Origin of the sequence: Escherichia sp. Lx600-2 (assembly GCF_036662595.1) — a bacterium.
Taxonomy (GTDB): domain Bacteria; phylum Pseudomonadota; class Gammaproteobacteria; order Enterobacterales; family Enterobacteriaceae; genus Escherichia; species Escherichia coli.
In genome coordinates, this window is sequence record NZ_JAYQWM010000186.1 from 1 (window position 1) to 2733 (window position 2733).

The 2733-nt window shown below is 49.8% G+C and carries 3 protein-coding genes; 1 reads left to right on the forward strand and 2 read right to left on the reverse strand.

The genetic code is table 11. The annotated features are described in order from the left end of the window. A partial coding sequence (locus tag OQV04_RS24145) for a transposase (RefSeq protein ID WP_247965376.1) occupies positions 1 to 917 on the forward strand: 917 nt, incomplete at its 5' end. A gap of 204 nt (positions 918 to 1121) precedes the next feature. On the opposite strand, the gene OQV04_RS24150 is transcribed toward OQV04_RS24145, so the two are convergent. Together OQV04_RS24150 and OQV04_RS24155 are read right to left on the reverse strand one after the other, a co-directional pair. Then, complete coding sequence (locus OQV04_RS24150; RefSeq protein WP_072037363.1) at positions 1122 to 1367, reverse strand: transcriptional regulator; 246 nt, start codon at positions 1365 to 1367, stop codon at positions 1122 to 1124. A 227-nt stretch (positions 1368 to 1594) separates the two neighbouring features. Continuing rightward, positions 1595 to 2623 (reverse strand): tyrosine-type recombinase/integrase, encoded by a 1029-nt coding sequence (locus tag OQV04_RS24155; protein WP_039022294.1) that lies wholly within the window; start codon positions 2621 to 2623, stop codon positions 1595 to 1597. Positions 2624 to 2733 lie beyond the last annotated feature (110 nt).

The window sequence follows — 2733 nt, forward strand, 5'->3', positions numbered from 1 at the left end:
GGGAAGTTTCGGCCCTTACGGATGCCCGGAAAACCTTAGCGTACGATTTTTTCCGAATTCTGCGGGCTCCCCTATCTGATCAGTACTCTGGTTTTCATGGCATTGTGGTACCCGGTACATTACGGGATTCGATTTTTGTACTGGAAGGACTTCTTGAGCAGCAGACAGGGCTGAATCCAGTTGAGATCATGACAGACACTGCGGGTAGCAGCGATATTATTTTCGGTCTGTTCTGGCTACTGGGGTATCAGTTTTCCCCCCGGCTTGCCGATGCAGGTGAAGCGGTGTTCTGGCGGGTGAATAAATCGGCAAACTACGGAGTACTGGATAAGTTGGCCCGAGGATATGCAGATCTGTCAAAAGCGGAGAGTCAGTGGGATGAGATGATGCGAGCCGCTGGTTCGCTGAAGTTGGGTACAATTCATGCGTCAGAACTTATTCGCTCTTTACTGAAAAGCTCGCGCCCATCAGGACTGGCACAGGCAATTATGGAAGTAGGGCGTGTAAACAAAACGCTATATCTCCTCAATTATATTGATGATGAAGATTATCGTCGGCGGATCCTGACGCAGCTCAATCGAGGAGAAGGCCGCCACGCTGTGGCTCGTGCGATTTGTTACGGACAACGCGGAGAGATCAGAAAGCGTTATCGTGAAGGGCAGGAAGATCAACTGGGGGCTCTGGGCCTGGTTACTAATGCAGTGGTTCTGTGGAACACGCTCTATATGCAGGAAGTGTTGAGCTGGATGCGCCGTAATGGAGAAGAAATTATAGATGAAGATATCGCTCGGCTATCTCCCCTGATGCACGGGCATATCAATATGTTGGGCCATTATACATTCACACTGCCAGAGGATATTTTAAAAGGAGAGCTGAGAGCTCTAAATTTAAATATAAACAACGAATTATCTCCTTAACGTACGTTTTCGTTCCATTGGCCCTCAAACCCCAAGACAGAAAAATGTGGCGCTTTCCACTCTTTTAAAGGGAAAGCGCCAAATGTTAAATCTGTGCTTGAAAAGCAGCGATCAGGCGAGCTTTAAGCATTTTCACGTTATTCATTAGACTGTTAGTTCGTATGTTTGACAGTCAAAGCCCCGGCGGTGCCGGGGCGGTTTCAATTAACTAACAATCCAGTTTATAGCAACCACGTCTTCTGGTGTTAAGTCAATAGCATGGATTTTTCCGTCACGAATAGTTCGCCAGTTTTTCCTTGATCCGCATTCAGGCCACACCCATACATCTTCATGCCAGGAAGAACGACGACATACCGTTGCGTAACCATCTTTAATCTTCTGTCTGGCAGTATGCAGTGACAGGTTTTCCTTCGGACTTTCTGGCAATAGATGGTGAATGGCCTGAAACATCCCCATTTCTTTTCGAGGGTAAGTACAGGTACGGTCTCAAGCCCTGTCATGATTCCGAACACCACGACAGCTTCGCCGCGCTTAACGCCAGCAGCAAAGGTTACGGTGTAACCGTCAACCGTGAAACGCCTTGATTCCGTGATACGACTCTGCAAAGCACCCCCAGAAAAAACAGGCGTACTTTACAGTAAAATGCAGTGTTAAAAAAGGGTGTTAGAAATTTAATCTCATGAATCCATGAGGCGGCTATTGGAACCTACTGTCACACCGCCACGGCGAAGATAACGCATCAGTGTTTCGGGCTTCTTCCATGTACCTTCCTGCATAATTTCAACCATAGACACCTGTTTTTCAGCCATATCTATGGCAGCACCAACACGCGCACTGTGGCCTGTCCACGTCCGGTAACGGCCTTTATTGGGGGTGGCATCACTCTTACCCAGCAGCGCCCAGGCGTCACTGAAAATCTTCTCCATCGCGGGCGCGGTTAGTGGCGTGGTGGTGATCCGCGCTTTGTTGCTCCGGTGTACTGGCGGGAAAAGTATCGCATCCGGGTGATCACGTAGTCCGGACGCGTCCAGCCAGTCATTGAGAACCGCAGTTGTCCGGCGGGAGAGCACCTTATCAAGTCCGGCGGCGGTCGTGATGGTTTTGGTGTGGGATACGTGAAGCGTTACAGTGTCACCAGTCTGTTCCAGATCGCGAACACGCACGCGGGACATTTCAGCCATACGCAACAGGGTATTGTAGGCCAGGAACAGAAAAGCCCGGTTGCGTAGATCCACCAGCCTGTCAGAGCGGGAGAGCAGCACGTCGAGAAGTTTCAGGTCATCCCAGCGCAGGGGCACTGCCTGGCCTGTGCGTTCGCCTTTTTCGGTTGCAGCTTCGCGCCGGATGCGCCGCATCGCCAGGGATACGCTTTTGTCATCAGAGAGTTGCGGCAGTCCGCATTGTGACAACAGCATATTGAGCATGGCGTAATGCTTTTCAATGGTGGTTGAAGCCAGATCCGCATCATGCAGTTGAAGCAGGTATTCGCGGGCAGCTTCCGGGGAGATCGGAAACCACGCAAGACCACGAGCGTGACACCAACGCGCCCAGGAGTGAAAGACCTGGCGCAGATCGCGCAGTGTATTAGGTGAGTAAGCGCCCTGGTCATTAAGGAACTGCATGAAATTTTTGGCGGCTTCCTGGTACTCAGCACCAATATCACGAAGAAACATGCCAGGATTACCGGAGATAATAAGTTTACTCATGTAATCATTTCACCTCTATAAATTGGTGTCGCTATGCGAAAAAACAAAAAATGACAGGCTAGTTATCCGTGAGAATTTAAAATTTAAGCTCTTGATTCGAACCATATCTT

Bases quoted from the DNA above. Each gene is read 5' to 3' on its own strand.
- OQV04_RS24155 (WP_039022294.1), bottom strand. From the start codon at position 2,623: ATGAGTAAACTTATTATCTCCGGTAATCCTGGCATGTTTCTTCGTGAT.
- OQV04_RS24150 (WP_072037363.1), bottom strand. From the start codon at position 1,367: ATGTTTCAGGCCATTCACCATCTATTGCCAGAAAGTCCGAAGGAAAAC.